This window comes from Thiohalomonas denitrificans (assembly GCF_900102855.1).
GTDB classification, from domain to species: Bacteria; Pseudomonadota; Gammaproteobacteria; order Thiohalomonadales; family Thiohalomonadaceae; genus Thiohalomonas; species Thiohalomonas denitrificans.
This window is the reverse complement of record NZ_FMWD01000004.1, coordinates 362,317-387,356: the sequence shown is the minus strand read 5'-3', so window position 1 is coordinate 387,356 and position 25,040 is coordinate 362,317. Positions and strand designations below refer to the sequence as shown.

The 25,040-nt window shown below is 61.6% G+C and carries 21 protein-coding genes and 2 riboswitches; of the genes, 14 read left to right on the top strand and 7 right to left on the bottom strand.

Annotated elements, in window-relative coordinates; translation table 11 throughout:
- Window positions 1–9: 9 nt before the first annotated feature.
- Window positions 10–711: a response regulator gene (locus BLP65_RS08455; RefSeq protein WP_092995362.1), complete on the bottom strand. Its 702-nt coding sequence runs from the start codon at window positions 709–711 to the stop codon at window positions 10–12.
- The gene (locus tag BLP65_RS08450; protein ID WP_092995359.1) at window positions 708–2,225 is read right to left on the bottom strand and encodes a DUF4118 domain-containing protein; all 1,518 of its coding nucleotides are present in this window, start codon (window positions 2,223–2,225) and stop codon (window positions 708–710) included. The genes BLP65_RS08455 and BLP65_RS08450 overlap by 4 nt, the downstream gene beginning before the upstream one ends.
- Before the next feature lie 120 nt (window positions 2,226–2,345).
- Between BLP65_RS08450 and BLP65_RS08445 the strand changes: the two genes are divergently transcribed.
- From BLP65_RS08445 to BLP65_RS08410, 8 genes are all read left to right on the top strand, one after another.
- On the top strand, window positions 2,346–3,791 hold the full coding sequence (locus tag BLP65_RS08445) for a TrkH family potassium uptake protein (protein WP_092995356.1): 1,446 nt from the start codon (window positions 2,346–2,348) through the stop codon (window positions 3,789–3,791).
- Window positions 3,792–4,182: 391 nt separating this feature from the next.
- Window positions 4,183–4,285: riboswitch (glycine riboswitch) on the top strand.
- Window positions 4,286–4,359, top strand: a riboswitch (glycine riboswitch).
- A 183-nt stretch (window positions 4,360–4,542) separates the two neighbouring features.
- Window positions 4,543–5,439 (top strand): lipoyl synthase, encoded by an 897-nt coding sequence (gene lipA, locus BLP65_RS08440; RefSeq protein WP_092995353.1) that lies wholly within the window; start codon window positions 4,543–4,545, stop codon window positions 5,437–5,439.
- A gap of 57 nt (window positions 5,440–5,496) precedes the next feature.
- Complete coding sequence (gene gcvT / locus BLP65_RS08435) at window positions 5,497–6,582, top strand: glycine cleavage system aminomethyltransferase GcvT (RefSeq protein ID WP_092995350.1); 1,086 nt, start codon at window positions 5,497–5,499, stop codon at window positions 6,580–6,582.
- A 171-nt stretch (window positions 6,583–6,753) separates the two neighbouring features.
- Entirely contained in the window at window positions 6,754–7,137 is a 384-nt protein-coding gene (gene gcvH / locus BLP65_RS08430) for a glycine cleavage system protein GcvH (protein ID WP_092995347.1), read from the top strand.
- A gap of 1 nt (window position 7,138) precedes the next feature.
- Window positions 7,139–8,548 carry an aminomethyl-transferring glycine dehydrogenase subunit GcvPA gene (gene gcvPA / locus BLP65_RS08425; RefSeq protein ID WP_092995345.1) on the top strand — a complete coding sequence of 470 codons (1,410 nt, stop codon included), beginning with the start codon at window positions 7,139–7,141 and terminating at the stop codon, window positions 8,546–8,548.
- 96 nt (window positions 8,549–8,644) lie between these two features.
- The gene (gcvPB, locus tag BLP65_RS08420) at window positions 8,645–10,105 is read left to right on the top strand and encodes an aminomethyl-transferring glycine dehydrogenase subunit GcvPB (protein WP_092995342.1); all 1,461 of its coding nucleotides are present in this window, start codon (window positions 8,645–8,647) and stop codon (window positions 10,103–10,105) included.
- Window positions 10,106–10,173: 68 nt separating this feature from the next.
- On the top strand, window positions 10,174–10,488 hold the full coding sequence (locus BLP65_RS08415) for a diacylglycerol kinase (protein ID WP_092995487.1): 315 nt from the start codon (window positions 10,174–10,176) through the stop codon (window positions 10,486–10,488).
- Window positions 10,489–10,563: 75 nt separating this feature from the next.
- Entirely contained in the window at window positions 10,564–11,496 is a 933-nt protein-coding gene (locus BLP65_RS08410) for a carbohydrate kinase family protein (protein ID WP_092995339.1), read from the top strand.
- A 62-nt stretch (window positions 11,497–11,558) separates the two neighbouring features.
- Here BLP65_RS08410 and BLP65_RS08405 read toward each other — a convergent pair whose 3' ends face one another.
- Window positions 11,559–13,604 (bottom strand): thioredoxin domain-containing protein, encoded by a 2,046-nt coding sequence (locus BLP65_RS08405; RefSeq protein WP_092995336.1) that lies wholly within the window; start codon window positions 13,602–13,604, stop codon window positions 11,559–11,561.
- A gap of 176 nt (window positions 13,605–13,780) precedes the next feature.
- Between BLP65_RS08405 and BLP65_RS08400 the strand changes: the two genes are divergently transcribed.
- From BLP65_RS08400 to folA, 4 genes are all read left to right on the top strand, one after another.
- Window positions 13,781–14,989 (top strand): class I SAM-dependent rRNA methyltransferase, encoded by a 1,209-nt coding sequence (locus BLP65_RS08400; protein ID WP_092995332.1) that lies wholly within the window; start codon window positions 13,781–13,783, stop codon window positions 14,987–14,989.
- Window positions 14,990–15,258: 269 nt separating this feature from the next.
- Entirely contained in the window at window positions 15,259–16,071 is an 813-nt protein-coding gene (lgt, locus tag BLP65_RS08395; protein ID WP_092995329.1) for a prolipoprotein diacylglyceryl transferase, read from the top strand.
- A 2-nt stretch (window positions 16,072–16,073) separates the two neighbouring features.
- Window positions 16,074–16,907 (top strand): thymidylate synthase, encoded by an 834-nt coding sequence (locus tag BLP65_RS08390; protein WP_092995326.1) that lies wholly within the window; start codon window positions 16,074–16,076, stop codon window positions 16,905–16,907.
- Window positions 16,908–17,072: 165 nt separating this feature from the next.
- The gene (folA, locus tag BLP65_RS08385; RefSeq protein ID WP_092995323.1) at window positions 17,073–17,558 is read left to right on the top strand and encodes a type 3 dihydrofolate reductase; all 486 of its coding nucleotides are present in this window, start codon (window positions 17,073–17,075) and stop codon (window positions 17,556–17,558) included.
- A 54-nt stretch (window positions 17,559–17,612) separates the two neighbouring features.
- Here folA and BLP65_RS08380 read toward each other — a convergent pair whose 3' ends face one another.
- Entirely contained in the window at window positions 17,613–18,434 is an 822-nt protein-coding gene (locus BLP65_RS08380) for a symmetrical bis(5'-nucleosyl)-tetraphosphatase (RefSeq protein WP_092995320.1), read from the bottom strand.
- Window positions 18,435–18,501: 67 nt separating this feature from the next.
- Between BLP65_RS08380 and BLP65_RS08375 the strand changes: the two genes are divergently transcribed.
- Complete coding sequence (locus tag BLP65_RS08375) at window positions 18,502–20,298, top strand: AMP-dependent synthetase/ligase (RefSeq protein ID WP_092995317.1); 1,797 nt, start codon at window positions 18,502–18,504, stop codon at window positions 20,296–20,298.
- A gap of 55 nt (window positions 20,299–20,353) precedes the next feature.
- On the opposite strand, the gene apaG is transcribed toward BLP65_RS08375, so the two are convergent.
- The 3 genes from apaG to pgl form a co-directional block, all read right to left on the bottom strand.
- Window positions 20,354–20,731, bottom strand: a complete 378-nt coding sequence (gene apaG / locus BLP65_RS08370; RefSeq protein WP_092995314.1) for a Co2+/Mg2+ efflux protein ApaG — start codon at window positions 20,729–20,731, stop codon at window positions 20,354–20,356.
- A gap of 5 nt (window positions 20,732–20,736) precedes the next feature.
- On the bottom strand, window positions 20,737–21,759 hold the full coding sequence (locus BLP65_RS08365) for a glucokinase (RefSeq protein WP_175452493.1): 1,023 nt from the start codon (window positions 21,757–21,759) through the stop codon (window positions 20,737–20,739).
- A gap of 454 nt (window positions 21,760–22,213) precedes the next feature.
- Window positions 22,214–22,954: a 6-phosphogluconolactonase gene (gene pgl / locus BLP65_RS08355; protein ID WP_092995304.1), complete on the bottom strand. Its 741-nt coding sequence runs from the start codon at window positions 22,952–22,954 to the stop codon at window positions 22,214–22,216.
- Between the two features lie 291 nt (window positions 22,955–23,245).
- Here pgl and BLP65_RS08350 point away from each other — a divergent pair, with 291 nt between their 5' ends.
- A complete protein-coding gene (locus BLP65_RS08350; protein WP_092995301.1) occupies window positions 23,246–24,712 on the top strand; it encodes an ATPase domain-containing protein in 1,467 nt (488 codons plus the stop codon).
- Window positions 24,713–25,040: the final 328 nt, after the last annotated feature.

The window sequence follows — 25,040 nt, the reverse complement described above, 5'->3', positions numbered from 1 at the left end:
CTTACGGCTTCACTCCGTTTCCGGCTCTCTTATAAAGCGATAGCCAACTCCCTGAACCGTAGTGATATATCGTGGGTTGGAGGGGATATCGCCGAGTCGCTGGCGCAGGTGCCCTACGAGAACCCGGAGGTAGTGGGTATCGCGGACGTGGTTTGGTCCCCAGACGTCGCGCAAGATCTGTCGGTGTGTGAGAACCCGATCCGGATTATTGATAAACAGCTTTAGTAATTCGTACTCTTTCTTCGATAAGTGAACAGGCTCCCCTCCCAACCAGACTTCATGGCGTGTAAGGTCCACCTCAAGCCGCCCGGCCTTTATTCGGGCCGTTTCGACGGATGGCTTCCGGTTCCGTTGCGCAGTTCGAATGCGAGCCATCAATTCCGAGATACCGAAAGGTTTGGTTACGTAATCATCGGCCCCTGCATCGAGCGCAGTCACTTTTTCTGTCTCGTCGGAGCGTACGGACAAAACTATAATCGGTACCGAAGACCAGCCTCTCACTTCCGGAATGAACTCCTGGCCATCCATATCGGGGAGGCCAAGGTCCAGAATCACTACATCAGGGTGCTCCTCGGCACAAAGCTCAAGCCCATCGCGACCGAGTCGCGCCTCCAGCACGCGAAAACCGTGTGCCTCCAGACTGATGCGCAAAAACTTCCGAATTGGAGCGTCGTCCTCGACGATCAGGATGGTTCCCGAGCTCTCCGTCACGATTCATCCGTATGGGCTAGAGGGAGGGTTATGCGCATGAGGGTGCCATGGCCATCCGCGCCGGCCATGGCCTCCACCTCACCGCCGTGCGCACCAATCAAGCCTCTGCAAATCGCCAACCCGAGACCCGTTCCGCGGGGATGACGATCACTGCCGGTCACGCTATAGAACATATCGAATATCATTTCCCGCTCCGCCTCTGGAATCCCGGGTCCATCATCGATCGTGTCAATGTGCAGTTTCTCCCCCGCCACCGAAGCGGCGATTGTGATGGGGCCGTTCTCAGGAGAGAAGTGGATTGCGTTATCCAGGATGTTGACCAGTGCCTGCTCTACGAAAGCACCATGGACGTGAAGCAGAGGCAGATCCGAATCAACGGCCAAAGCGACCCGAAAACCGGACAGCGCACCTTCCATACGCTTCAGGGCCGCCGCGATGATATCTTCCACGCTCACCCAGTCCCGCCGTAGTTCGAGCCCACCATGACCCAGGCGGGTCATGTCCAACAGGTTCTGAATATATCGATTGAGCCGCTCGGCCTCTCCCAGGATGTTGTTCAATAAATCCCGCTGATCCCCGGCGGCAATTTTTGAGCTGTATTCCAGAAGCGTGCTACTGGAGCCGATAATCGACGAAAGCGGTGTACGGAGGTCATGGGAAACCGAGGAGAGCAAGGCGGAACGCAACTGCTCTGTTTCCGATATCAATCTCGCCTCCTCCAGGTCCGTAACCAGGCCGGTGCGTTCGATAGCAATAGCTGCCTGATCGCAAAGCGCTCGTGCCTGATCTTCCTCCTCACTGGTCAACGGCTCCCGTTGGACAGCTACAAGCCCGACAGGACCGCGTGCGGTTCCCAGTGTCAAAAACGACACCCCCCGGCAGGCAGGCGGCGAAGCATCAACCTTCCAGGCAGCCTCGAGTCTGTCGAGCGGAAGCGGAATGCCATTTAGCGAGGGCCAGCCACCGCTTACCTTCAGTTTGCCTTCGGTATCCGGAAGCAGTACTGCCACGGGTGATTCCAGGAAGTGATAGAGGTGCCGTGTCAGCTCCTTTAAGACACTATTGGCATCCGGGGCTGCGGTCATTCGTTTTGCAAATCCGTAGAGCGCGGTGATCCGCCGGATACCGGCCTGTTTCTTTGCAATCTCATCATGCATTCTGGCTGCAAGCTGTCCCGTCAGCGCGGCGGTAATCAGGAATAGCAGCAGCGTTGCGACGTCACCGTCATGATTGACCGCAAAGGTGTAGAAGGGCGTAGTAAAGAAGAAGTTGAACGCCAGAAAACTGGCCACCCCTGCAAATAACGAGGGTCCCAATCCCCATTTGGCGGCGATGATCAGGACACCGGTGAGAAACACCAGCGAGAGGTTGGCATGGGGTACGAATCGGTGGAGCAAAAAGGCGCACACCATTGCACCCGCAACGCCAAAGGCTGCCCACAAGTAGGCGCGCAGCCCGGGGCGGACGGGGGGCAATTCAGTCGAATATGGACTGCGTGTTGTTGTCTCAGGCATAGCGGTCGGTCATTTTAGACACCGCGACATAAAAAACGCATAAAAATTTGACGCTTTTTTTAGCTGTATAGTCGAACCCTGAATCGGAAAATAGGGGACTCCGAGTCTTCTGAATTTCCGATGAACGCTCTTCTCATTGTCCGTACCCTGGGTATCCTGCTGTTCCTGTTCAGCGGCGCTTTGGTTCCGCCACTGCTAATCTCCCTTTTGTATACAGATGGCGAGTTCCTCCATTTTGCCACCACCCTGTTCATCACCGCTTCCACCGGAGCTCTGCTTTGGCTGCCGCTGCTAAGACGCCGGGAGCGGGTCCGTACGCGGGACGGGTTCGTCATCGTGGCGACACTCTGGATTGCGATGAGCCTGCTCTCGAGTCTGCCGTTCATCTTTGGGCTGGGTATGGATATCGCGGATGCCTTTTTTGAAGCGGCATCAGCCTTCACTACCACCGGCGCCACTGTCATCACCGGTCTCGATCAGTTGCCCCCTTCGATTCTGTTTTACCGACAGGAGCTCCAGTGGCTCGGTGGGATCGGCGTGATCGTCTCGGCGATAGCGTTGTTGCCGATGCTCGGTGTTGGAGGCATGCAGCTGTTCAAGGCGGAGACACCGGGCCCGATGAAGGACGAGAAACTGACCCCCCGTATCACCCATACGTCCCGTACTCTGTGGCGGCTCTATCTGGCGATGACCGTAGCCTGCGCTCTCTTGTACTGGGTGGCCGGGATGTCGCTGTTCGATGCCATCGCCCACGCTCTCACAACCGTCTCCACGGGCGGTTTCTCCACCCACGATGCCAGTCTGTCGTACTTTGACAGTGTCACGATTGAATTAATTGCCGTGGTGTTCATGCTATTGGGCGCGATCAGCTTCAATATTCACTTTCTGGCTTGGCGGCAACTGCGTCTGGATCACTACTGGCGCAGCGTTGAGGTGCGTGTCTTCCTGCTGACGGTGGTGGTCGTTACGCTCCTGGTAGCCTGGGTCCTCGACGCTACCGGCTATGCCGAAACTTTTTCGTCAGCCCTGCGCCTCGCCGTTTTCGAGACTGCCTCGGTCATCACCAGCACCGGTTACGGGATCGATGACTTCTCGGTCTGGCCGCTGATGCTGCCGGTGTTGCTGATCTTCATCAGCTTCATGGGGGGCTGCGCCGGCTCTACGGCCGGGGGGATGAAAGTGATTCGCTTCGTCGTGATTACCAAACAGGCGTCATTGGAGATCCAGCAGCTCATCCACCCGAACCTGGTGCGTCCCTTGAAGCTGAATAGAAGGGTGGTGCCCGCGCGAATCGTTCAGTCGATTTGGGGTTTTTTTGCCGTTTACGTGGGCGTTTTTGCAGTGACGATGCTACTGATGATGGCAAGAGGAATGGACCAGGTGACCGCTTTCGGCGCGGTCGCTACCTGCATCAATAATCTCGGGCCGGGATTGGGGGAAGTCGCTGCCAACTTCAGCGGGGTCGACGACCTCTCCAAAGGGCTTTTGGCGCTGGTGATGATTATGGGTCGACTTGAGATCTTCACGATCTTCGTGCTGTTGACGCCGGCTTTCTGGCGGAAATAGGACCAGACTGACCGGTGGCAGGGGAGCACTACCTGTATCACTTCCCGATCAAGAGCGCCGGGTCAGTGAGGAGCATTTGGCCATTGCGAGCGGTACCCGCGCTGTGTGGCCCCGAATCAACGATGAACTGTTAGCCGTCCCCCGAATGAACGATGAACTGTTAGCCGTCCCCCGAATGAACGGTGAACTGTTAGCCGTCATTGCGAGGGGCCCCAGCGACGCGGCAATCTAGGGTTTGGGAGCAGGAGATTACTTCGTCGCTGGGGCTCCTCGTAATGACAGCAGGGGCAAGTGCATCAAGAGGAGCCCTGGCCCGATATGTTCTACTTCCGCCATCGGCAGAGCTTTCTTTTCAAAGCCTGAGTGAAACGGTATAGTCCCCGTTCGACCCATGCTCCCCGCGGGAGAGCGCGGCAGAGGCCCCGGCCTCGATGGCCGCCGCCGAAGGCGCAACCCGCCCGGAATCGCTCAGGCAGAAGGACCGCGGGGTATCGGTCGACTCTGGAGAGAGGCAAAAGCCCACCGACGGAGAGAGAAAACTCTCAGGTGAAAGGACAGAGGGGCGACAGAAAACGCTATACGTTTTCTGTCGCCCCTTTTTTGTTGGGGGTCCTTTGCAGAATTCGTGGGTGAATGCCGAGCAGCCTTATTGTTTGGGCCATGAGAGCGGGCAGAGGGTGCCGGCGGGCGCCTGCGCAAACATGCCTCTGTGAACTCTGTGGTAAATGTTTTTTCGATTGGATATGGGGCCATGCCACGCGAAACCGTTATCCCGGTGTTTGACCACTCGGCTACGCCCAATGCCGGGCGCATGCCCTCCTGGATTCGCCAGTCTCTCGGTGGCGGGGCGTACGGTTCTACGGCGGATGCCGTGCACGGGCCGGGGCTGCATACCGTCTGCGAAGAGGCCCGCTGCCCCAACCAGGGCGAATGCTGGAGTCGCGGCACCGCGACTTTCATGCTGCTGGGGGATACCTGTACCCGCGCCTGTGGGTTTTGCGCGGTGAAGACCGGGCGCCCCCCGCTGACGGATACCGGCGAACCGGCCCGGGTGGCGGAAGCGGTGCAGCGTCTGGGACTCGATTATGTGGTGCTCACGTCGGTCAACCGCGATGATCTGGACGATGGCGGCGCCGGTATCTTCGCCGATACCTGCCGGGAGCTGCTGGCACGGCGTTCCGGAATCGGCCTGGAACTCCTCACTCCCGACTTTCGGGGCTGCCAGGAGCCGGCTATCGAGCGGGTCATGGCCGCCCTCGGACCGGATGACCGGCTGGTGTGGGGACACAATGTCGAGACGGTCCCCTCGCTCTATCGGAGCGTGCGCAAAGGGGCAAAATATGAACGCTCCCTGCGGCTGCTGGAACAAGCCGGTAAGAAAGAGCGGGTGCAGACCAAGTCGGCCCTCATGCTGGGCCTGGGCGAAACCTTCGATGAGGTCCTCGAGGTGATGCGGGACCTGCGTGCTATCGGCGTCCAGCGCCTTGCGCTCGGCCAGTACCTGCGCCCGACGCGCTACCATTTGCCGGTCCGGGAGTATGTTCACCCGGATACCTTCGCCGTCTACGAGGCGGAGGCGAAGGATCTCGGCTTTGATTGGGTGAAAGCGGGGGCGATGGTTCGGAGTTCCTACCACGCTGAGGAATAACGGATCGCAGGAGAGGAAATATCGCGGCAGGTGTTTTCGAAAATTGGGGAGATAACTTTGGGTAAGAAGACGCCGCTTTACGAGCAGCATGTGGCCCTGGGGGCCAAGATGGTGGATTTTGCCGGCTGGGATATGCCGATCCACTACGGTTCGCAGATCGAGGAGCACCACGCGGTGCGCCGCAGTGCGGGGATGTTCGACGTCTCCCATATGTGCGTGGTGGATGTGGAGGGTGCCCGGGCGCGGGAGTACCTGCGCTACCTGCTGGCCAACGACGTGGCCCGGCTCGACGGCACGCCGGGCAGGGCGCTTTATACCTGCATGCTCAATGAACACGGCGGAGTGATCGATGACCTGATCGTCTTCTATCTCGACGACCTGTGGTATCGCCTGGTGGTGAACGCCGGCACTCGGCAGAAGGATATCGGCTGGCTGCGCCGGTTTGTCGATGACTACGGCGTCGACGTGGTCGAGCGGGACGATTTGGCCATGATCGCGGTTCAGGGACCCGAGGCGCGGGAGCGGGTCCATACCGTGTTGGGCGAATGCGCCGAACCGGCGCGCGGGCTCAAGCGATTCAGTGCCACGGAGGTCGACGGTATCTTTATCGCCCGCACCGGTTATACCGGCGAGGACGGCTATGAACTGGTGGTGCCGGCCGACCAGGTCGAGGAGGTCTGGCGCCGGCTCGCTGATGTCGGTGTGCTCCCCTGCGGCCTCGGCGCCCGCGATACCTTGCGCCTGGAAGCCGGCATGAACCTCTATGGCCAGGACATGGACGAGGGCGTATCGCCTCTGGAGTCCGGTCTAACCTGGACCGTGGCCTTCGAGCCGGCGGATCGGGATTTCATCGGCCGCGGCGTTCTCGAACAGCAGCGCAAAGAGGGGCCGGCGGCGCAGCTGATGGGGCTGGTCCTGGAAGAGAGGGGAGTTCTGCGCCCGCACCAAAAAGTGTATGTCGAGGGGCTCGGTGAAGGTGAAACCACCAGCGGAAGCTTCGCTCCTACCCTCGGCGTTGCGGTGGCTCTGGCCCGGATGCCGGTCGGCGTGATCGAGCGGGTCGAGGTCGAGATCCGCGGCCGGCGCCTGGCCGCCCGGGTAGTCAAGCCGCCCTTCGTCCGCGGTGGTAAAGCGGCGGTTTGAATGGTTTGACTGTTTGACCACAGAGGCCACGGAGAAAAACAGAGAGAGACCTTTGTATGCTCTGTGTTCTCTGTGGTTGCCGTAATTGAAGCATTGGGCGAACGGTGGCACGCTTGGTCGTGCGCCGGGTTCGCCGTCCGTAACCGAACTGAACCGGCAGGGAGAAAAACGATGAGCAATGTGCCTACCGAACTGAAGTACACCAAGTCCCATGAATGGGTCCGCAACGAAGCGGATGGCACGATAACCGTGGGCATCACTGATCATGCCCAGGAGCTGCTGGGCGACATGGTGTTCGTCGAGTTGCCTGAAGTGGGCAGCAGTGTGGGTGCCAGCGATGACAGTGCCGTGGTGGAGTCGGTAAAGGCCGCATCGGATATCTACGCGCCGGTGGATGGCGAGATCACGGCGGTCAATGAGCAACTCGAGGATGCACCCGAGCGGGTGAACCAGGACCCGTACGGCGAGGGCTGGCTGTTCCGCATGCGCCCATCGGGCGATCTCTCCGAACTGCTCGATGCGGATGCCTATAACGGGATGATAGAAGAGCACTGACATGCCGTTTATTCCCCATACCGAAGCTGATGTGAAGGCCATGCTGGAGACGGTCGGCGTCGACACTATCGAGGCCCTTTTTGACGAGATCCCGGCGGAACTGCGCAGCGACGGTCTGAATGAACTCTCGGCCGGCCTGAACGAGATGGAGATCGGGCGGCTGATGCAGGAGCGCGCCGCCGAGGATGGGCTGCCCGCCTGTTTCATCGGCGCCGGCGCCTACGACCATCACGTTCCCGCGGCCGTCTGGGAGATCGTTACCCGCGGTGAGTTCTATTCCGCCTACACGCCCTATCAGGCGGAGGCGAGCCAGGGCACCCTGCAACTGGTCTATGAGTACCAGACCATGATCGCCAGCCTCAATGGTCTCGATGTCTCCAACGCATCGCTCTATGACGGCGCGTCGGCACTCGCCGAAGCGGTTTTGATGGCGGTGCGGGCTAATCGCAAGGACAAGTCACGGCGCATTTTGATACCTGCCACGGTACACCCGGCCTATCGCCAGACCGTCCATACCCTCGTGCGAAACCAGGGCATCGAACTGGTCGAGGTCCCCTATGAACCCGAGTCGGGAATAACCGCCGTCGAGTCTCTGGAGCCCTTGCTGGAGGAGGGGATGGCCGCTGTGGTGATCCCGCAGCCCAACTTTTTCGGGCGACTGGAAGAGGTGGATGCGCTCACGGACTGGGCGCATGCCCATGGCGCACTTGCCATCGCGGTGGTCAACCCTGTCGCCCTGGCGCTGCTCAAGCCGCCGGGTGAATGGGGTGCCAAGGGCGCCGATATCGCCTGCGGCGAGGGTCAGCCGCTGGGTGCGCCGCTCGCCTCGGGTGGTCCCTACTTCGGCTTCATGGCCTGCAAGCAGGCTTACGTACGGCAGATGCCCGGACGGGTGGTCGGCAAGACGCTGGACAGCGAGGGACGCCCCGGTTTCACGCTGACCCTGCAGGCCCGTGAGCAGCACATCCGCCGCTCCAAGGCGACCTCCAACATCTGCACCAACCAGGGACTGCTGGCCGCCGCTGCCACTATTCACATGGCCCTGCTCGGTCCCCGAGGGCTCGAACGGGTGGCGGGCGCTTGTCATGCCAACACCGGAGCACTGGTGGAGCGCCTGACAAGGGTAGAAGGCGTGCAGCGGGTGTTCGAGGGGCCGGTGTTCCACGAAACCGTGCTGCGTCTGCCGGTGCCGGTGGATACCGTGATTCGCGCCCTCGGCGCCCAGGATGTCCTGGCCGGTTATCCGCTGGCGGAGGATTACCCCGAACTGGAAAACTGCATCCTGGTGTGCGCCACCGAGAAACACGGCGAAGCGGATATCGAAGAGTATGGCCGCCATCTGGAGCGCATCCTGGACCGCAACCGCGGGCCCGCCTGCACCAAACTGCGTCCCCCCGAGGGAACGATTTGAGTTGCGAGTTGCGAGTTACGAGTGGCTAGGAACCCCCCCTACGTCCGCCCCCTCGCTACTAGCCACTAGCTACTAGCTACTGATAGCCGAGACAACATGCTGATATTCGAACAGTCCCAATCGGGCCGTTTTAACGGAGCCCAGGCACCGGCGGAGGCACCGTCGGCGGACGATATTCCCGCGCACCTGCGGCGCAAGGGGCGCCCGACCCTGCCGGAGGTCTCTGAGCTGCAGGCGGTGCGCCACTACACGCGGCTTTCGCAGAAGAACTTCTCCATCGATACACAGTTCTATCCGCTGGGTTCCTGCACCATGAAATACAACCCGCGCGGGGCCAATGCCCAGGCGATGCTGCCCGGCTTCCTCGGGCGGCACCCGCACGCTCCGGCCTCCAGTCACGGGCAGGGAGTGATGGCCTGCCTGTTCGAATTGCAGGAGATGCTGAAGCAGGTCACCGGCATGGCCGCCTGCTCGCTGACCCCGATGGCGGGCGCCCAGGGCGAGTTTGCCGGGGTGGCGATGATTCGCGCCTGGCACGACGCACGCGGCGATGAGACTCGCAGTGAAATCCTGGTCCCCGATGCCGCCCACGGCACCAATCCGGCTACCGCCGTCATGTGCGGCTACAAGGTGCGCGAGATCCCCACCGACCCGAGCGGCGATGTGGATGTGGAGGCCCTGCGGGAGGTGGTCGGACCACAGACCGCCGGCATCATGCTCACCAATCCCTCCACTCTGGGGGTTTTCGACCGGCGTATCCTGGAGATTGCCAAGATCGTTCACGAGGCCGGAGGGCTGCTCTATTACGATGGTGCCAATCTCAACGCCATTCTCGGCAAGGTGAAGCCCGGCGACATGGGTTTCGATGTGGTGCATCTGAATGTCCACAAGACTTTCTCGACCCCTCACGGCGGCGGCGGGCCCGGTGCCGGCCCGGTAGTGGTCAGCGAACGGCTGGAGCCCTTCCTGCCGGTGCCGATGGTGGATCACGATGGCCGCGAATACCGCTGGGTCACCGAATCCGAAAGGCCGCAGAGCATCGGCCGGCTGTCGGCCTTCATGGGCAATATCGGTGTGCTGCTGCGCGCCTATGTCTATGCGCGCATGCTGGGTCGCGAGGGCATGGAACGGGTGGCGGGCTTCGCAACGCTCAATGCCAATTACCTGATGGCTCGTCTCCAGGCGGAAGGCTTCGAAATGCCCTTTCCGGATCGGCGTGCGACCCACGAATTCGTTCTTACGCTGAAGCATGAGGCAAAGACGTACGGCGTTTCGGCCATGGACTTTGCCAAGCGCCTGCTGGACTACGGGCAGCACGCCCCGACCGCCTATTTTCCGCTGCTGGTGCCCGAGTGTTTCCTTATCGAACCCACCGAGACGGAAAGCCGCGAAACCCTGGATGCCTTTGTCGCGGCGATGGCGGCCATCCGTAACGAGGCACGGGATAATCCGGAAATCGTCACCTCCGCACCCCACACGCTACCCGTCAAACGCCTGGACGATGTGAAGGCGGCGCGCGAACTGAACCTGACCTGGAAACCGGAGCCGGTGGCGTGAAACCGGAGGAAATCAACAAGCCGGACTGTAGGGGTCTGGCCCATGTCTTTCAGGCCTTCGGCTACTCCATGAAGGGCCTCAAGGCGGCCGTGACCTACGAGGAGGCGTTTCGTCTCGAGCTAATTGCTCTGGTCGTCATGGTGCCGGCCGCCGTATGGCTGGGGCAGACCGCGGTCGAGCGGGCCCTGCTCATCGGCAGCCTCCTGCTGGTTCTGGTGGTGGAGTTGCTCAACTCCGCCATCGAAGTCGTGGTTGATCGGGTGGGGGTGGAAATTCACACCCTCTCCGGCCGGGCCAAGGATATCGGTTCCGCTGCGGTCTTTATGGCACTGGTCAATGCCGGTGTGATTTGGGCACTGCTCATTGCCGACCGCTGGTGGTGATTCGATCGCTCTTGCCTTGTGGGCGGGCTATCGCTACGTTGTTCCTGCTTTTGAACCCTCAGAAAAGGATTACCCATGTCGGCATTGATCTGCGGCTCCATCGCGTATGACACCATTATGGTCTTTCACGACCGCTTCAAGAATCACATCCTGCCGGACAAGGTTCACCTGCTGAACGTCTCGTTCCTGGTGCCGGACATGCGCAAGGAGTTTGGCGGCTGCGCCGGTAATATCGCCTACAACCTCAAGCTGCTCGGCGGCGCACCGCTGCCCATGGCCACCGTCGGTCGCGACTTCGACCCCTACGGGGACTGGATGCAGCAACAGGGCATCGACACCCGTCATATCAAGGTGCTGGACAATACCTATACCGCCCAGGCCTTCATTACGACGGATCAGGATGACAACCAGATCACGGCCTTCCATCCGGGCGCCATGGGTTTTGCCCATGAAAAGAGTGTCGGCGAGGCGGAGGATGTTCAAATCGGCATCGTCGCGCCCGATGGCCGCGACGGCATGATCGAGCACGCCGAACAGTTCGCCGAGGCAGGCATCCCCTTTATCTTCGATCCGGGCCAGGGCCTGCCGATGTTCAATGGCGACGACTTGATGCGTTTCGTCGAACAGGCCACCTGGTTGGCGGCCAATGACTACGAGGCGCAATTGATCGAAGAGCGTACCGGCAAGAGCCCTCACGAGATCGCTGAACAGGTCGAGGCCTTCATTGTCACTCGCGGTGGCAAGGGCTCCTATATCTATACGCCGAAGCACCGCTACGAGATCCCTGCGGCGCCGGTGCGCGGCATCAATGATCCCACCGGTTGTGGTGATGCCTATCGAGCGGGTCTGCTCCACGGCCTCGTCAATGACATGGACTGGGAGACCACCGGACGTGTCGCCTCACTGATGGGAGCGATCAAGGTCGAACAGCACGGCACCCAGAATCACCGCTTCAGCCAGGACGAGTTCAAGGCCCGTTTCCACGAGGCGTTCGGCTACCACCTGTAGGAGCACCAGCCCGGAGTGCGTACCCCGGGCAGGGAGGTGCCCGCTCACGAGGGTGATGATTCTCAGGTCCCGGTGCGCTCGAGAGTGCGCTCCAGGGCCTCGAAATCGCGTACCGGCGGTGCGCAGCGATGGGCACCGCAGACATAGGCAAGCTGCCCGCCGTCCGCAGGACGTTCCGCGAGCAGGCCCGGAAGATCGCGGGCCCCGGCAGGGATGGAAAACACCAGGCGGTGGGGAGCGAAGTGCCCGGCCAGTCGATCCTGCCACTCCTGCAGGCCTCGATCCTCACCTCGCAGGATTACCTGTTGTGGCGGCATCAGGTAGTCTTCAAGGGCATGCAGCAGCGCACCATGGATGGAGGGCACCTCGCTTAAACTGTTCCAGCCGGCCTGAAGCGTCTCCTCCGCCGCGTCCAGTAAATCGGTACGCCCGGTCAGGTGCCCAAGTGTCAGCAGCGCCCGTGCCGCGATGCCGTTTCCGGAGGGCGTAGACTCATCCATGAAGGGCTTGGGCCGCAGGATCAGGGCTTCATGATCATCGGCCGTAAAAAAGAAACCGCCGGCCTCGTGGTCCTGAAAATGCTCCTGAAGGGTTTCAGTGAGGTCGAGTGCAAAGTTGAGATCACCATCGCGCCAGCGCGCTTCGAGCAGTGATACGACGCCATCGGCCAGAAAGGCGTAGTCGTCGAGATAGCCCGATAGCCGCGCCTGGCCATCTTTGTAGACCGCCATCAGTCTGCCGTTGTCGGTCAACCGGGTCCGGATGAAATCCAGGGCTCGCTCGGCCGATGCGGTGAAGCGCGGTTCGTTCAGACGCCGGCCGGCGTCGGCCATGGCGCTGATCATCAGCCCGTTCCAGCTGGTGAGCACCTTTTCATCACGGCCGGGCCGCTGCCGCTGCTCTCGCGCGGCGAACAGCCGCTGGCGTATCGCCTCAAGGCGCCGCTCCAGTTTTGATGAGGCCATGTCGAAGCTCTCCGCCAGTGCTTCGATGGAAGGGCGACGGGTCAGGTGCCACTGACCTTCGAAATTCGCTGACTGATCGAGTCCGTAGGCTGCCGCGGCCAGCCGGAAGTCGTCCGGCTCCAGTGCTTCCCGGGCCGCCTCACGGGTCCACAGGTAGAATCCGCCCTCCTGCCCGCCGCTGTCGGCATCCAGCGTGGCGTAGTAGCCCCCTTCGGGCGACTGCATTTCACGGAGCACCCACTCCGCGGTCAGAACGGCGGCCCGGCGGAATCGCTCCTCGCCGCTCACTTGCCAGGCGTCGATGCAGAGACTCAGCAGGGGGCCGTTGTCGTAAAGCATCTTCTCGAAGTGCGGGATCTCCCAGCGCGCGTCCACTGCATAGCGGAAGAAACCGCCGCCGATTTGGTCGAAAAGCCCGCCGCTGACCATCGCGGCGAGTGAATTCAGGGCGATGTCGCGCGCTTCGTTGTCGTTGTGCCGGGCAGCCTGGCGCAGCAGGAAAGCGTGGGAATGGGCGTGCGGAAATTTCGGTGCCGTCCCGAGTCCGCCATGCTCGTGATCAAAATTCGCCTCCAGCTCGTGGCGCGCCCGGCGCAACGGCCCGTCGTCGGGCAGCCCCGCCACCCGGGAGTCGACCGCCCCCTGCAGCGCCTCTTGCAGGGATTCATTCTGCTCTTCGATGGCGTCGCGCCGTTCATGGAAGAAGTCGGCCACCCGCTGCAATATGTCGGGGAAGGCAGGCAGGCCGTGCCGCGGGTTGGGCGGGAAATAGGTACCGGCGGCGAAGGGTATCTGGTCGGGGGTCAGGAAAAGCGTCAGCGGCCATCCGCCGGGGCGTCGGGTGAGATACTGGTGGGCGGTCTGGTAGATGCGGTCGAGGTCGGGACGCTCCTCCCGGTCCACTTTGATGTTCACGAAATGCTCGTTCATCAGGTGAGCGGTTTCCGGATTCTCGAACGATTCATGGGCCATGACATGGCACCAGTGACAGGCCGAGTAGCCGATCGAGAGCAGAATCGGGCGGTCCTCTCGACGCGCCCGGCCCAACGCCTCGTCCCCCCACGGATACCAATCCACCGGATTGTCGGCGTGCTGGAGCAGGTAGGGACTGGTTTCTTTGGCGAGACGATTGCGGTGCACCATGCGGGACTCCTGATTTCCGACAAGTTCGGTCAACAATATAGCCGCTTTCCGCGCTCGTTCCTATCCGGAAGACAGCGATGGACCCATCCGGGACCAATGTTCAACCGTGACGTTTTCTTTGCCTGTGGCGTATCCTGCCGCATAATCGGCGCCTTTTATCCTTCGAGGGAGACTCCATGGAACCGGCCGTTCTGACGCTGAAGAAGAATGAAGACCGGCGGTTGCGCGCCGGCCACCTCTGGGTATTCAGCAACGAAGTGGATGTGCAGCGCACGCCCCTGACCGGGTTCGAGCCGGGCCAGGTGGTGGAGGTCCAGGCCTCCAACGGCAAGTCCCTGGGCGTCGGCTATGTGAATCCGGCTTCGCTCATCTGCGCCCGGCTGGTGAGCCGCAATCCGGCCCACGGGCTGGATCGCTCCCTGGTTGTGCACCGTCTCAAGGTAGCGCTGGGGCTTCGCGAGCGGCTCTATGAGCGGCCTTTTTACCGGCTGGTTCACGGCGAGGCCGACGGACTGCCGGGACTGATCATCGATCGCTTCGACAGCGTCGTCGTGGTGCAGATGAACACTGCCGGCATGGAAGCGGCACGGGAGGCCATCATTGAAGCGCTTCAGAAAGTGTTGCGCCCATCGGGCATTCTGCTGCGAAACGATAGCGGCATGCGCAAGCTGGAACAGCTGGAGTCCTATGTCGAGGCGATCGGAGAGGTCCCGGAGAGCGTGCGGCTGGAGGAGAATGGCGTTACGTTCGAGGCGCCGCTGGCGGGTGGCCAGAAGACGGGCTGGTTTTTCGATCACCGGGATAACCGCGCCTGGGTGCAGGGGCTGGTCCGCGGGCTGGCCCGCTCGGAGCCGCCGCGGATACTGGACGTCTTCAGTTACATCGGCGGCTGGGGTCTTCAGGCCGCTGTTGCCGGTGCCGGTGAGGTCTGGTGTGTCGAAGCCTCGGCAGCGGCACTGGACTATGCCGAGCGCAGTGCCGCCCTCAACGGCATGGAGGAGCGGATGAAATTCCTGGAAGGAGACGCCTTCCAGGCCCTCAAGGGCCTGCGCGCCGACGCCGAGCGCTTCGACGTGGTGGTGGTCGACCCGCCCGCCTTCATCAAGCGGCGCAAGGACGTCAAGAGTGGTCTCGAGGCCTATCGCCGCATCAATCAGGCCGCCATGCAACTGCTCGGCAAGGACGGAATACTGGTCAGCGCCAGCTGCTCCCACCACCTCCGCCGCGAACAGCTGGTGGACATCTTCCAGCGCAGCGCCCGCCACCTCGACCGGCGGGCCCAGATCATCCATCAGGGCCATCAGGGGGCGGATCACCCCATCCATCCCGCCATCCCCGAGACGGAGTATCTCAAGGCCTTCGCCGTGCGGGTGGTTAGTGATTAATCATTAGTGGGGAGTGGGGAGTGGCGAGTGGCTAGTAGCTGCTAGAGTAGCTAGTGGCGAGTAGCTAGTGGCTAGGAAGAGCGACGAGCAATAGAGAACGGGCGGGACACAGTGAGTTGCTAGTTGCTAGGCGGTGGGGTTCACTCTTGGAGACTCGCCACTCGCCACTCGCCACTCGCCACTCGCCACTCGCCACTCGCCACTCGCCACTCGCCACTCGCCACTCGCCACTCGCCACTCGCCACTCGCTGTTCTGGTATACTCCTGCCATGTTGAAATTCCCCGATATCGATCCGGTCGCCATCAGTTTCGGCCCGGTTCAGGTGCACTGGTACGGCTTGATGTATCTGGTCGGCTTTGTCGGCGGCTGGTGGCTGGGACGCCGCCGGGCAGCGCAGCCACGCTGGAACTGGAAGCCCGCGCAGGTCGATGACCTGGTTTTTTACTCTGCACTGGGGGTAGTGCTGGGCGGTCGCATCGGGTACGTCCTGTTTTACAACTGGGGTGCATTCCTGCAGGACCCGCTGATGCTGTTCCGGATCTGGGAAGGGGGGATGGCGTTCCATGGTGGTCTGCTCGGGGTGATGGTTGCCCTGGGCGTCTATGCCTGGCGGGAAAACCGTCGCTATTTCGAGGTCGTCGATTTTCTGGCACCGCTGGTGCCCATCGGTCTCGGTGCGGGGCGCATCGGCAACTTCATCAATGGTGAGCTGTGGGGCAAGCCCACCGATCTGCCGTGGGGGATGGTCTTTCCCGGAGCCGGCGATGTAGCGCGCCATCCCTCTCAGCTCTATCAGTTTTTCCTCGAAGGCGTGGTGCTGTTTGCCATCGTCTGGTGGTTCTCCTCGAAGCCGCGTCCGACCATGGCCGTTTCGGGTGTCTTCGCCGTTGGCTATGGCCTGTTCCGTTTTCTGGTGGAATTCGTGCGCGAGCCGGATGCTCATCTCGGCTATCTGGCCTTTGGCTGGGTGACCATGGGGCAGGTGCTCTCACTACCGCTGATCGTTGTTGGTCTGGCGTTGCTGGGGCTGGCCTACGGTCGCGGCAATACCGGTAAAGCCGTTCCCAACAGGCAGGAATAATCATGCGCCAATACCTCGATCTGATGCGTCATGTGCTGGAGAACGGCACCGTAAAGGAAGACCGGACCGGCACCGGCACCCGAAGCGTATTTGGTTACCAGATGCGCTACGACCTGTCGAAAGGCTTCCCGTTGGTCACCACCAAGAAGTTGCACCTGCGCTCGATTATCCATGAACTCCTCTGGTTCCTGCGAGGCGAGACCAACATCGCTTATCTGAAGGAGAATGGCGTCCGGATCTGGGATGAATGGGCGGACGAGAACGGTGACCTCGGGCCGCTGTACGGCTATCAGTGGCGCTCCTGGCCGACGCCGGACGGCAGGCATATCGATCAGATCCAGCAGGCCGTCGACCAGATTCGCACAAATCCGGATTCGCGTCGCATCATTGTCAGTGCCTGGAACGTGGCTGATTTGCCTGACGAAGCGGTCTCCCCCAGGAAGAATGCGGCAGCCGGTCGCATGGCCTTGGCTCCCTGCCATGCGTTCTTCCAGTTCTACGTGGCCAACGGCCGCCTCTCGTGCCAGCTCTATCAGCGCTCCGGAGACATTTTCCTCGGCGTGCCGTTCAATATTGCCTCCTATTCCCTGTTGACCATGATGCTGGCGCAGGTGACCGGTCTCGAGCCGGGGGATTTCGTGCACACCCTGGGTGATGCCCATCTCTACTCCAACCATCTGGAGCAGGCGCGACTGCAGCTGTCCCGCGAGCCCTACCCGTTGCCAGCCATGCGCTTGAATCCCGATATCGATTCGGTGTTCGACTTCCGCTTCGAGGACTTCCAGTTGGATGGTTATGAACACCACCCGCCGATCAAGGCGCCGGTGGCCGTCTAGGAGCTGTCCAGGAATAGTAATGGCTTCCAAAATGTAGGTTGGCGCTGAGGAACGAAGCCCAACAGAATTCGCGTTGGGGTTCGCATAACTCACCCCAACCTACAAAAACGGTATTCTCGGACAGGCTCCCAGCCAGGATGTCTGTTCGTGTGGGCTGGAGAGAATATGCGCATTTCCATCATCGCCGCCATGGCGGAAGACCGGGTGATTGGTATCGAGAACCGGCTCCCCTGGAGTCTGCCGGCCGACATGCAGTGGTTCCGTCGCCATACACTCGGAAAACCGGTAATCATGGGCCGCAAGACGTTTGAATCCATCGGTCGCCCCCTTCCCAAGCGCACCAATGTGGTGGTCACCGGTGACCCCTCCTATCGCGCCGAGGGCTGCCGGGTGGTCCACTCCATTGATGCCGCCCTCGAAGCCGCGCAACCGGCGGAGGAGGTCATGGTGATCGGTGGAGCCACTTTCTATCAACAGATCCTGCCCCGCGCCGATCGGCTCTACCTGACCCGGGTCCATGCGGTCATCGAAGGCGACGCCTGGTTTCCATCCATCGACTCCTCCGAATGGCGCGAGACCGAACGGGAGGAGCGCCCGGCGGATGCCGATAATCCCCATGGCATGGCTTTCCAAGTGCTGGAAAGAAAGTAACAACCGCCCCCAGGATTTTTCAAATACACCGGGCGCCGTTACCGGGAAGGCGCCTTACGGGTGACAAATCCGCGGGCAGGGCAGTTGGGTGATGCTGTCGTCTTCCAGACACAGGGCGGTGAGGTCGCCACCCCAGAGGCAGCCGGTGTCCAGGCTGCGTACGCCGTGGTCGCGGTAGAGTCCGAGGGTCGACCAGTGGCCGAAGATTACCTCGATGTCGGCGTTGCGGCGGCCGGGCATCGCAAACCAGGGTAGAAAGCCCGATTCCTGGGTTCCGGGGGCGTCCTTCTGGCGAAATTCGAGGCGCCCGTCCGTGGCACAGTAGCGCAGGCGGGTAAAGCAGTTCACGGCATACCGCAGGCGGCCCCACCCGGTCAGGTTTTCCGACCAGCGATCCGGTTGATTGCCGTACATGTGGGCGAGGAATTCCGCAAACTGCTCACCCTGCAGCACGGTTTCGAGCTCCCGGGCGCAGGCGAGGGCGGTCTCGAGGTCCCAGTCGGGTGATAGCCCGGCATGGACCAGGGCATAGCCGGGGTCCGCCTGGTAGTGCATCAGTGGCCGGTGGCGCAGCCAGTGGAGCAGTTCGTCGCAGTCCGGGGCCTCCAGCACCGGTTCCAGGGTATCGCTGCGCTTCAGGCGGTCCCGGTGCTGCCAGATGGCCAGCAGATGGAGATCATGGTTACCGAGGACCGTGACAGCCCGGTCTCCCAGGTCGCGCACGAAACGCAGTACCTCCAGGGAGCGGGGCCCGCGATTGACCAAATCACCGGCAAACCACAGTTGATCGCTCGCCGGATCGAAGGCGAGTCGCTCCAGAAGCTTCTGTAACTCGTCGAAACAGCCCTGAATGTCGCCGATCGCGTAGGTGGCCATAGGTAAATCCTCCGGGGCCGATTGTACCAGTCCCGTTGCAAACCACCTGCATGTACAATCGTTCTCCATGACAGCACAGGCCACCGAAAAGCTGCTTGAACCCTCCGCTCCGACCCTGGACGGCCTCTTTCGCGCCCGGGCGGAGCGCAGCCCGGAGCGGCCCGCTTACCGCTGGTATGACCGTGCGACGGCAGAGTGGCGGGAAATCACCTGGGGCGAAACGGGCGCGGAAGTGGCTCGCTGGCGGGCGGCGCTGGCGGCAGAGGGTCTCGTCTCCGGAGAGCGGGTCGCCGTTGCGCAGCGAAATGGTGTTCAGTGGATCCTGTTCGAACAGGCGGCACTCTCACTGGGGCTGGTGGTGGTTCCACTCTACCCCGATGACCGTCCCGATTCTCTCGCCTGGCAGCTGAAGGACTCCGGAGCGCGCCTGCTCCTGCTGCAGGATGCCGGGCGCTGGCACCGGCTGCAGCCGGCGCTGGAGGAGGTAACCCAGCTTGTTCGCGTCGTGATTCCGGGTAGTGAGCGGGTTACTGATCAGCGCGCAACAGCGCTTGATGAGTGGCTCCCCGCTGTGGGTAATGTGCCGCCCGCGCCGGTCCATTCTGATGACCTGGCTACGCTGGTCTACACCTCCGGCACCTATGGCCGGCCCAAAGGGGTGATGCTAAGCCACCGCAACATCCTCAGTAATGTACGGGCGGCGCTGGAACAGATCGATGTCTACCCGAGCGATCGTTTTCTCTCCTTCTTGCCCCTGGCTCATATGTTGGAGCGCACCGGTGGCTACTATCTCCCGATGGCAGCGGGGGCCTGCGTGGCCTTCGCCCGATCCGTTGCGCAGCTGTCGATGGACTTTGCCAGCCAGCGGCCGACCGCAGTGATCGCGGTTCCACGGATCTTTGAAACGGCCTATGGGCGTATAACCCAGCGACTGGCGGATGGTCCACGCTGGCGCCGAACGCTGTTCGATACCGCTGTGCGGGTGGGCTGGCGCCGCTTCAAGTATCGCCAGGGCTGTGCCGCCTGGCACCCCTCGCTGCTCGCAGGCCCGCTGTTGCGACGGCTGGTGGGGCGGCCGGTGCTGGAGCGTCTGGGCGGACGGCTGCGGATTGCCGTCAGTGGTGGTGCTGCGCTCTCTCCGGAACTGGCGAGGACCTTCATCGGGCTGGGGCTCGATCTCTGTCAGGGCTACGGCCTTACGGAGGCCAGCCCGGTGGTCACCTTCAATCCACCCGGAAACAATCGGCCGGAGAGTATCGGCGTGCTACTGCCGGGCTGGGAGGCCCGTTTCGATAGCGGGGGGGAACTGCTGGTGCGCGGGCCTTCGGTCATGCGTGGCTATTGGCGCAACCCGAAGGCCACCGCCGAGGCCATTGACAGGGCCGGCTGGCTGCACACCGGTGACCTGGGCGAGCAGCGGGGTGACCACTTCTATCTGACCGGCCGTCGCAAGGAGATCCTGGTGCTCTCCAATGGCGAAAATGTGCCCCCGGCCGCTCTGGAGGGGGCCATCGCTCTCGACCCCCTCTTCGAGCAAGTGATGGTGGTTGGTGAGGGACGCCCGTTCCTGAGCGCTCTGGTGGTAGTGAATGGTGAGGTATGGGGCCAGGTGGCGGAACGATTCGAGCTGCCCGCCGATGCAACGGGTCTCATGCAGAGCGCGGCGCGGGAGGAGATGCTGCGACGTATCGCCGAACGCCTGCACGCCTTTCCCGCCTACGCGAAGGTCAGGCAGGTCTACGCCACACTCGACGGGTGGAGTATCGAATCGGGTCTGTTAACCCCTACCCTGAAGGTGCGGCGCAATGCGGTCTTCAGCCGTTATGCAGAGGAGATAGCGCGGCTGTACCAAGCGAAACGCTGAGTGCCGGGCCTGGGTATACGCACAAGTATGCGGCTGGCCTGCGCCTCAACAAACCTCAATGCAGCGTGTGCGGCAGAGCCAGGGTAAACGGCGGCACGTCGGCATCGAACTCTTCCTGGTCGTCATCGATCATGCGGTAATGCCCCTCCATGGAACCGACCGGGGTCTCCAGGATTACGCCGCTGGTGTATCGAAACGCCTCGCCGGGACGAAGATAGGGCTGTTCCCCGACCACGCCTTCGCCGTCGACTTCCTGCATCCGGCCCTGTCCATCGGTGATCTCCCAGTGGCGGCGAACCAGCCGTGCCGGGCGTTCGCCATTGTTGCGGATGGTGATGGTATAGGCGAACGCATAGCGGTTCTGTTCCGGAAACGACTGGTCTTCCACGTAGTGGGCCTCGACGTTTACATCAATTTTCTGATTCGATTCCATGGTCCTCACATACGGCTTGCGGCCAGAGCGCAGCCGAGAAGCCCTACTCTGGGGTTAACGATAACCCTTACGGGGAGTTCCGTAACAAGCGAACGCATACGGCCTTTATCATGAAAAGCGTCCATGAATCGACCGGTTTGCAACTGCGACAGGATCCTGGGGGCAATCCCCCCGGCTACGAAAACGCCGCCCCGGGCCAGGGTGGTCAGTGCCAGGTCACCGGTCACTTGTCCATAAATGGTGACAAACAGGTCCATCGCGCGCATTGCCAGCGGCTCATCGCCGCTGATCGCCCCGGCTGAAATAGCGGCAGCCGGATCGGGCGCGTTGAGCAGCGGATCCTGGCTGGCCGTGTGCTCCCCATCGCGTGCGACTATAAAGCGATAGATATTCTCCAGCCCCGGACCGGACACCAGTCTCTCACAGGAGACGCGACCATACTCGTTGCGCAGAAATTGCAGCAGGGCATCCTGCTCATCATCCACGGGCGCGAAGTGGACGTGTCCTCCTTCGGTCGGATAGCTCTCGTAGAATTCACCCTTCCAGGCCAACAGACCCACTCCCAACCCGGTACCGGCACCTACTATCAGGCGGGGGGCACGCTCCCGCGGGTGCACCTCTTGGAGTGAGACGAGATCTTCGTCGCGCATGGCGTCAATGCCGTAGCCGACGGCCTGGAAGTCGTTGACGAGCCGAACACGCGGGATGCCGAGCACTTCACTCACGGCTCTGGAATCGGATACCCAGGGCAGATTGGTGAGCGTTGCCCGCTGGTGCCCATCTTTGTCGTGAACGGGCCCGGCCACCCCCAGGCAGGCGGAGTAGACTTCTCCGACGGGCCCCGTCAGCTCCAGGAATTCCTGAAGAATCGTGTCGAGTCCCCCGTAGGCGCGGCTGTCAAAGCGGTGTTCATAGAGTACTTCACCCCGCGGCGATGGTTGGCGGATGTCGAAAGCCGCCAGCTGAACAAGGGTCTTGGTTCCCCCGATATCGCCCGCGATTACCTTGATGACGCTCTGTCCGGCCATGGAGGTCTCCATCAGTAGTGTACTGTTGCATGCTTGGCGGTGCTTTCAGCGAGCCGCTGGTCGGCCAGACCGCTCCTGCGCATCCCTGCGCCCGCGGCATTTGTGCATCCATACACATCATGCAAGGCGCGTTTCGCAGGGAATGGTGTGCCCTTTGAAGTGCAGGAACGCACAAATGCCGCGGGCGCAGGGATGCGCAAGAGCGGCCCAAGAAACGCAACGCCGCAGATGGCCGGCCAGCGGCTCGCCCGGAGGGAGCCCCCCCAAAACGCCATGACGGCGTTGCGGACCCCGTCCCTGGAGTCCGCCCTTCGGGCCAGCCTTCGGCTGTCCGAATCCGCTCCCGGCGGATTCGTGCAGCGCTTGACAAGGGAATAACCATTACCTGTGCGCTGCGCCTTGTCCTGACGTTTTTGGGGGGCTCTGAAAGTATCGCCAAGCATGCAACAGTACACTAGATAGGGATGATATAGCGGGCTGCGGCCCGATCCAGAAACCACTCCAGTTGCCCTCGCGGGCGCAGCAGTTCCAGCGGCAGGGGATTGCTGTCGTGATGCTTGACCACGTGCCGGATCACGTCGGCCTTCTTCGGGCCTGTGACCAGCACAATGACATGCCGGGCCGCATTGAGAACCGGAAAGGTGAGACTGATACGCCACGCCCCCAGCTTGGGTACATAGACTGCCGCCACCGGTTTTCGCCGTTTGAGGATATCGGTGCCCGGGAAGAGCGAGGCGATATGCCCGTCCGGACCGGTCCCGAGCATTACCAGGTCGAATACCGGAATCGTTCCTTCGAGGGGCAACTCACGTCGCAGCGTCTCGGTGTAGTGGCGTACCGCGGCCTCGGGTTCCAGTTCACCACGGATGCGATGCTGTTGCGATTCGGGAAGAGGAACCCGACTGAGAAGGGTCTTTTGTGCCATCCGGAAATTGCTGTCGCGATGATCGGGCGGCACGCAGCGCTCGTCGCCGAAGTAGACGTGGACACGTGACCAATCGACTTCGTCGCGTAGCGGCGGCGTGCCGAGTACCTTATAGGTGCCGGCCGGGGTGGCGCCGCCCGCCAGTGCGAAATGAAATGATCCGTGCTCCGCTATGCTGCGAGTGGCCAGCAGGGCGATCCGCTCCGCCGAGTCCCGGTAGACCTCTTCGAGCTCCGGGTGGATATGGATATCCCCATCCATGCCTTTCATGGCTTCGAATTATCTCCCTGGTCCTGCTGGCGCGGCCGGTGAGGGGCTCATGGCTGTGGGTTTTAAGCATACGAATTCACGTAACTCCCCATTCAGCTTAGCCGCGCCCGATGATCGGTTCAAACCAGCATGCAACAGTACACTAGCAGGAGATAACCCGGGAACCCTCCGGCCGGTTAGGGTGTGTTTCGTTCCTGTGGCAGAAGCCATGACGCCCGTATTGAAAAGATCGGAGCATAATTTCCTAAACTGACGGCAACACCTTCACGACGTCGACTGGAGAGGCGAGTTATGGAAGGGCAATCCCCCCCCGTGGTCCAGCGTCTGGAAACCGGCATCGCCGGTTTTGATCGCGTGCTGGGAGGTGGCCTGCCCAAGGGGCGGTCGGTGCTGATCAACGGCGAAAGCGGAACCGGAAAGAGCGTTCTGCTAAACGAGTTTATCTATCACGGGGTCACCCGGTTTAACCAGCCGGGCGTCATCATCGCCTGCGAAGAGCCACCGGAGGCAATTCGACTCAACGTGGGTGGTTTCGGGTGGGATTACGCGGCACTGGAGAGCGGCGGCACCGAACAGCTGGCGCTTCTCGATCTGGCGCCGTTCCATGGTGAACTGGAGAGCGTCGAAGCGGAAGAGCAGTGCTCCCTCATTCCGCTGGTAGACACCATCATTCGTACGGTGGAGCGTCTGAAGGCCGAGCGGGTGGCCATCGACGGCATGGCAAGTCTGTTCGATCGCTTCGCCTCGCAAAGGGCGGTGCGTCACGCGTTCCTGCTACTGTCCCAGCGTCTGGGCGACCGGGGCGTCACCACGCTCTTCAGTTGTTCGAAGGTGGATGGCAGCAGTGCGATTTCAAAATATGGTCTGGAGGAGTTCATTGCCGACGGCGTGGTTGAGCTGAGCAAGGTACCGGGGGAGCGGCGAACGGTACGGCAGCTGGTCGTTCACAAGCTGCGGGGACTCGACTACCTGAGCGGCCGGGTCGAGTTCGAGATTTCAAAAAACGGGCTGGAGGTGTTTCCGCTCATTCCGCTCCTGGAACGGGTGGCGGGGGTGCATCTGGATACACGCAAGGCGTTCGGGATTCCGCCGTTTGATGCGATGCTGCGGGGCGGATTGCCGGAGGGGCATGTCGCACTGATTAGCGGCAACACCGGCGCCGGAAAAAGCACGTTCGGTCTCCATTTCGTCCAGGCGGGGCTTCAGGCCGGAGAGGCAAGCGTCTATGTCTCCATTGAGGAGGCGGGTGCCCAATTGCAGGTCGCCGCGGGAAGCTTTGGCTGGGACTTTTCGGCCGCCGAGCGGCAGGGACGTCTCCTGTTTATTGATGTGCCCTTTGCCGATATCCGTTCCGACCAGGTGCTCTATCAGATCGTCAACGGTGTAAATCGGATCGGCGCCAAACGTCTGGTGGTCGATTCCATTTCGGCACTTCTATCCATCGGCATGAATGCTCGCCAGCATCGGCTGTTCATGGAGCAACTGGTGAGCTTCTGCAAGTCACAGGGAATTACCGTGGTCCTGCTCTACGCGGTGGGTGGGGCTTTCGGGGTCCCCGAGGCGCCGGTGGCGATCACCGCAGCGCGCTTCAGCTCCGTCGTCGATGCCATCATCCTGTCGCGTTCCATGGAACGACATTATCATCTGGAGCGGATGCTCAGTATCGTGAAGATGCGTGGTAGCGGTTTCGATAGCCGACAGTTCCATTATGAAATCACGGAGCACGGGATCGAGATCGGAAGCCCCTGGGCTGACTGAGTCGGAATAGTCTTCGCTCAAGCTATAGAGCATCCCTGTCCTCATGCTCTTGTTTCCCGACAGAATTGTAGGGCGTTGTGCCCTTTCGGTTTTGATCTCGCGTCTCCCCCTATCACCTCGGTTGTCACAGGCCTTCCCAGCTGCTCTGCGCGCCGGAATCAGTGGTGAACATTTAGCGGTCATTGCGAGCCGTCCCTGCCGCTGCGCGGCCAGCCAAGGGGTAGTGCTCGTAATGGCAGCGGAGGCAAGTTCACCGAGAGCCGTTTGCCACCAGAGAACTCCGGCGCCCACCGCCGGCCTTATGAGAGTAGTTTTCGCTACCGATCTC

Bases quoted from the DNA above. Each gene is read 5' to 3' on its own strand.
- BLP65_RS08450 (WP_092995359.1), bottom strand. From the start codon at position 2,225: ATGCCTGAGACAACAACACGCAGTCCATATTCGACTGAATTGCCCCCC.
- BLP65_RS08445 (WP_092995356.1), top strand. From the start codon at position 2,346: ATGAACGCTCTTCTCATTGTCCGTACCCTGGGTATCCTGCTGTTCCTG.
- lipA (WP_092995353.1), top strand. From the start codon at position 4,543: ATGCCACGCGAAACCGTTATCCCGGTGTTTGACCACTCGGCTACGCCC.
- gcvH (WP_092995347.1), top strand. From the start codon at position 6,754: ATGAGCAATGTGCCTACCGAACTGAAGTACACCAAGTCCCATGAATGG.
- gcvPA (WP_092995345.1), top strand. From the start codon at position 7,139: ATGCCGTTTATTCCCCATACCGAAGCTGATGTGAAGGCCATGCTGGAG.
- gcvPB (WP_092995342.1), top strand. From the start codon at position 8,645: ATGCTGATATTCGAACAGTCCCAATCGGGCCGTTTTAACGGAGCCCAG.
- BLP65_RS08415 (WP_092995487.1), top strand. From the start codon at position 10,174: ATGAAGGGCCTCAAGGCGGCCGTGACCTACGAGGAGGCGTTTCGTCTC.
- BLP65_RS08410 (WP_092995339.1), top strand. From the start codon at position 10,564: ATGTCGGCATTGATCTGCGGCTCCATCGCGTATGACACCATTATGGTC.
- BLP65_RS08405 (WP_092995336.1), bottom strand. From the start codon at position 13,604: ATGGTGCACCGCAATCGTCTCGCCAAAGAAACCAGTCCCTACCTGCTC.
- BLP65_RS08400 (WP_092995332.1), top strand. From the start codon at position 13,781: ATGGAACCGGCCGTTCTGACGCTGAAGAAGAATGAAGACCGGCGGTTG.
- lgt (WP_092995329.1), top strand. From the start codon at position 15,259: ATGTTGAAATTCCCCGATATCGATCCGGTCGCCATCAGTTTCGGCCCG.
- BLP65_RS08390 (WP_092995326.1), top strand. From the start codon at position 16,074: ATGCGCCAATACCTCGATCTGATGCGTCATGTGCTGGAGAACGGCACC.
- folA (WP_092995323.1), top strand. From the start codon at position 17,073: ATGCGCATTTCCATCATCGCCGCCATGGCGGAAGACCGGGTGATTGGT.
- BLP65_RS08380 (WP_092995320.1), bottom strand. From the start codon at position 18,434: ATGGCCACCTACGCGATCGGCGACATTCAGGGCTGTTTCGACGAGTTA.
- BLP65_RS08375 (WP_092995317.1), top strand. From the start codon at position 18,502: ATGACAGCACAGGCCACCGAAAAGCTGCTTGAACCCTCCGCTCCGACC.
- apaG (WP_092995314.1), bottom strand. From the start codon at position 20,731: ATGGAATCGAATCAGAAAATTGATGTAAACGTCGAGGCCCACTACGTG.
- BLP65_RS08365 (WP_175452493.1), bottom strand. From the start codon at position 21,759: ATGGCCGGACAGAGCGTCATCAAGGTAATCGCGGGCGATATCGGGGGA.
- pgl (WP_092995304.1), bottom strand. From the start codon at position 22,954: ATGAAAGGCATGGATGGGGATATCCATATCCACCCGGAGCTCGAAGAG.
- BLP65_RS08350 (WP_092995301.1), top strand. From the start codon at position 23,246: ATGGAAGGGCAATCCCCCCCCGTGGTCCAGCGTCTGGAAACCGGCATC.